Here is a 260-nt window from a genome sequence, read left to right on the forward strand (position 1 = left end):
GAACTGAGTATCTATGCCTTGTCCGGAAGCGCTTTGGTAGAGGCAGGTATGGAATATGGCCTGCGAGTGGCGGAAGAAGTCTTTGCCGATCGCGCTTACCTGCCCAACGGACGGCTTGCTCCCCGCGAGCTGGAGGGAAGCGTCCTGATCAGTAAAGAAGAACAGATGGCGCAGGCTAGCCAACTGGTTCTGGAGCAAAGTGTGCAGACGGTGGACGGAGGCAGAATTGAGCTTGCCGCAGATACTCTTTGTGTACATAG

At 55.4% G+C, this 260-nt stretch carries 1 protein-coding gene; it reads left to right on the top strand.

Translation table 11 applies throughout. The annotated features are described in order from the left end of the window. Positions 1 to 260, top strand: a 260-nt coding sequence (locus tag MXD62_RS08955; protein ID WP_368862348.1) for a LamB/YcsF family protein, incomplete at both ends; no start/stop codon positions are given.

The sequence above is a fragment of the Frankia sp. Mgl5 genome (assembly GCF_023242985.1).
Lineage (GTDB): Bacteria > Actinomycetota > Actinomycetes > Frankiales > Frankiaceae > Parafrankia > Parafrankia soli.